Raw genomic sequence first — 3,637 nt, 5'->3', positions numbered from 1 at the left:
TAAATATAGTGTTTCGATATTAGAGGAGTTTAATAGTGGCTAAGACTAGTCTGAATCAAGAGCAACAGGTTACTACTTCAACACAAGGCGCAGTTGACATCAGACAACTATCTACTATTTTGCTTCGCCGACGCTTTCTGATATTTGGGGTTTCCTGTGTAGTTATGTCAGTTGCTAGCCTCTTGGCTATCAATACTAAACCTACTTACCAGAGCAATATGCAGATATTGGTGAATTCCAATTTATTTGAAGGGTTACAGTCAAATACTCAGGTTACTAATTCAAATTCTCAAATTGTTGATTCCACTACTCAGATGAAACTCATGCTGAGTTCTAAATTACTTCAGAAAGCTGTAGATTTACTACATTCTGATTATCCTGATATTACCTTACAAGACATTAATGGTCAAAAAGAACATAACAGAAAAGCACCTTTAGAAGTAACTCCAGAAGCGGGAGGTATAGGAGCAAATCAAGTTTTTAATCAGGCATTTAAAGTTTCTTTTCATGATGACGATCCAGTGAAAGCACAAAGAGTACTTCAAGCGCTACAGAAAGTCTATCAAAACTACAACAAACAGCAGCAAAAAGAACGTCTTAATCAGGGATTAGCTTTTGTAAACACTCGTCTACCTGAGATAAAAAAAGAGGTAAGTAAAGCTGAGAAAAACTTAGAACAGTTTCGCAAAAAACATAAATTACTCGATCCCGAAGTCCAAAGCAAAATTCTGCTAGAATCTCTAGCCGATATTCAACAACAGCTGCAAACCACTCGTGCCAACCTTCAAGATGTAAACGCTCGCTACGATAATCTAGAGCAACTAATAGCGTCTTCGTCTCAGCAGAATACACTACTTTCTTCTCGTTTAAATCAGTCAAGCCGCTATCAAGCATTATTAAGTGAAATTCAAAAAACTGAACTAGCATTGGCTAAAGAGCGGCTCCGCTATACAGATGATTATCCATCGGTACAAAAATTAAAACAGCAACGCCAAAGTCAACTGTCCCTTTTACGAGAAGAGGTGAAAACTATTACTAATACTAGTAAGGAAAAGCCTTTATTCAAAGGACAAATTTTAGGGGTTGATCCAACTCTAGTAGATGAGTTTGTTTTAGTACAGACAAGTGTTTTAGGACTAACTGCCAATGAAAAAAATTTAGTCGAATCAGAACAGCAACTACGCTCTGAGCTAAACAAATACCCAAGTTTAATAGCAGAATATAATCGTCTGCTGCCAAAGGTAGAAACTAGTCGCAAAAACCTTGAACAACTAATCCAGGCACAACAGTCATTAGGACTGAAAATTGCTCAGGAAGGATATAACTGGGAAGTTTTGGCAGAACCTTCTTCGGGTATTTATATGGGTAACAACAGATTATTATTTTTGGTTGGAGGAGCAGTAATTGCGCCGATTTTAGGTATTTTAGCAACCCTGATTTTGGAAAAGTTTAATGACGCTATTTATTCTGCCGGAGATTTAAAGAAACTGACGAATCTACGTGTATTGGGATCAGTACCAAAACTACCGTCACGTGGCATCAAAAAGCGGCCTCTGGGGCTGCCTTGGAATGTCAGAAGAAGCTCAGATTCTTCTGTAATAGAAGCCAGTAATAAATTGCCCGTCCATGAAACTTTGGATATGATCTACCAAAATATTCAAATATTAAAATATCCCTTACCGTTCAAGTCGCTGATGTTTACTTCAGCACTACCAGGGGAAGGAAAGACAACCTTAGTATTAGGGCTTGTAGCTAGTGCTGCCCGAATGCATAGACGGGTATTGCTAATTGACGCTAATCTACATAATCCTAGCTTGCACAAAATCTTGGAACTATCCAATGACTGGGGACTCTCTCTGTTATTAGTTGATGAGACAACTACTCATTTTCAAGATTACATCCAGCCAATTCACCCCTCTATCGATATTTTGACTGCTGGGCCAGAACCAGAAGACACAGTGAAGTTGCTCAGTTCTCAACGGATGAAAGAACTAATAGAGGTGTTTGAGCAAAATTATGACCTAGTACTAATAGATGCTCCATCTATTTTAGGCACGGTTGATGCTAGGATTGTGGCATCTTTTTGCAGTGGTATTGTCATGGTAGAGCGGATGGGAAAAGTGACTCGAACTGAACTGACTCAAGCAATAGAAATTTTGAGTAAGTTGAATTTAATTGGAATTATCGCTAATGAAGCGAGCAATTCTCAAAAGGTATTGGCATCGTAAATCGAAGAATAAAAGTTTCTCTTCCACAGCAGTCAGATTTGGACGATTCACTTTCCCTGATTTCTACCTGATAGCTAAAGTAAAATGCATAATTAGTAGGAGGTGGCAACCTCCTGCGTTGGAGAACTGTCTCATCTTAAAGTAGTAGACGCCATAGTTAAGAGCGTCAATTAGATACTAGTGTGATTAGATGATCGGTATGAAATTCCAACTTTACTTAGGCTCTTTATTTTCCCAGATTAAAGTACGTCATTGGTGGGTAAGTATCTTTTTGTGGATAGCTTTGGTTGCCCCAGCCCAAGCGTCTGTAATCCTGCGTGTGGCAATTGAAAGGGGCGTTAATCAGGTAAAAGTGGGTAGTTCCACCACTGGCATCGTTAAGGATAGTACTGGCCGGACTCTCGGACAGTTGCCAGCGATGAGTGCATATTATGCCCAAGCCGTTCCTGGCGGAGTTGCTTTAGATAAGTGGCAGTCTGGTTTATTTTGGATTGAGCCAACTGGTAAGGGATTTGTTTATATTGGCGATCGCTGGTATCGAGGCAGAACTCTGGTTGTCCCCACAGAAAAAGGCTTAACGGCCGTTAACTGGGTTGACGATCAAGAATATCTCTACAGCGTTCTTGGTGGCGAAATGAATGCTAGTTGGCCACAAGAAGCGCTAAAAGCCCAAGCGATCGCAGCCCGCACTTACGCCCTCTACGAACGAGAAAAACAACGAAATAATCCCGTTTACGATTTAGGCAATACCCCCGATCGCTGGCAAATTTACAAAGGTGTCATCAGTGAATCTCCTGCGACTTACAAAGCAGTGGATGAAACAGCAGGGCAAGTACTAACTTATAACAACAAGATTATTCTCTCAGTTTTCCACGCTTGTTCTGGAGGACATACCGAAAACGTGGAAGACGTTTGGGGAAATGCCTTGCCATACCTACGGGCTGTTCAAGACTACGATCAAAATATCAGCGCGTGTAATTGGGTAAAAACTTTCTCACCCAGTGAGATTAGCGCTAAATTCCCTGAACTTGGCAATGTGACGGCGATGATTGCAGAAACATTCTCGCCTTTCCGTAGTGTTAAAGTCTTGAAAATTGTCGGTAACAAGGGCACAAAGGTTCTACAGCGCGAGCAAGTGCGGACAGCGCTGAAGCTAAAAAGTACCCGTTTTAGCGTCACGAAGGGAGCCGATGGAAATTTTGTACTCCAAGGGCTTGGCTTTGGTCATGGTTTAGGCATGAGTCAGTGGGGGGCATACAATCTAGCTCGGCAAGGAGTGAACCACCTGCAAATTTTGGGACATTATTATAAAGGTGTAGCTCTAACACCAATTCAGGCGAAGTAATTGGGCATTGGGCATTGGGCATTGGGCATTGGGCATTGGGCATTGGGGACTGATTATTAATTCT

2 protein-coding genes are annotated in these 3,637 nt (G+C 41.1%); both read left to right on the top strand.

From position 1 onward, the window contains the following. Window positions 1-35 precede the first annotated feature (35 nt). Window positions 36-2,228, top strand: a complete 2,193-nt coding sequence (locus IQ229_RS18045; RefSeq protein ID WP_194046070.1) for a GumC family protein — start codon at window positions 36-38, stop codon at window positions 2,226-2,228. 199 nt (window positions 2,229-2,427) lie between these two features. Then, window positions 2,428-3,573: a SpoIID/LytB domain-containing protein gene (locus IQ229_RS18040; protein ID WP_194046068.1), complete on the top strand. Its 1,146-nt coding sequence runs from the start codon at window positions 2,428-2,430 to the stop codon at window positions 3,571-3,573. The last annotated feature ends 64 nt before the right edge of the window (window positions 3,574-3,637 follow it).

This window comes from Nostoc cf. edaphicum LEGE 07299 (assembly GCF_015207245.1).
GTDB lineage: Bacteria > Cyanobacteriota > Cyanobacteriia > Cyanobacteriales > Nostocaceae > Nostoc > Nostoc edaphicum_B.
The sequence above is the reverse complement of the archived record's forward strand: the minus strand, read 5'-3'. Positions and strand labels throughout refer to the sequence as shown.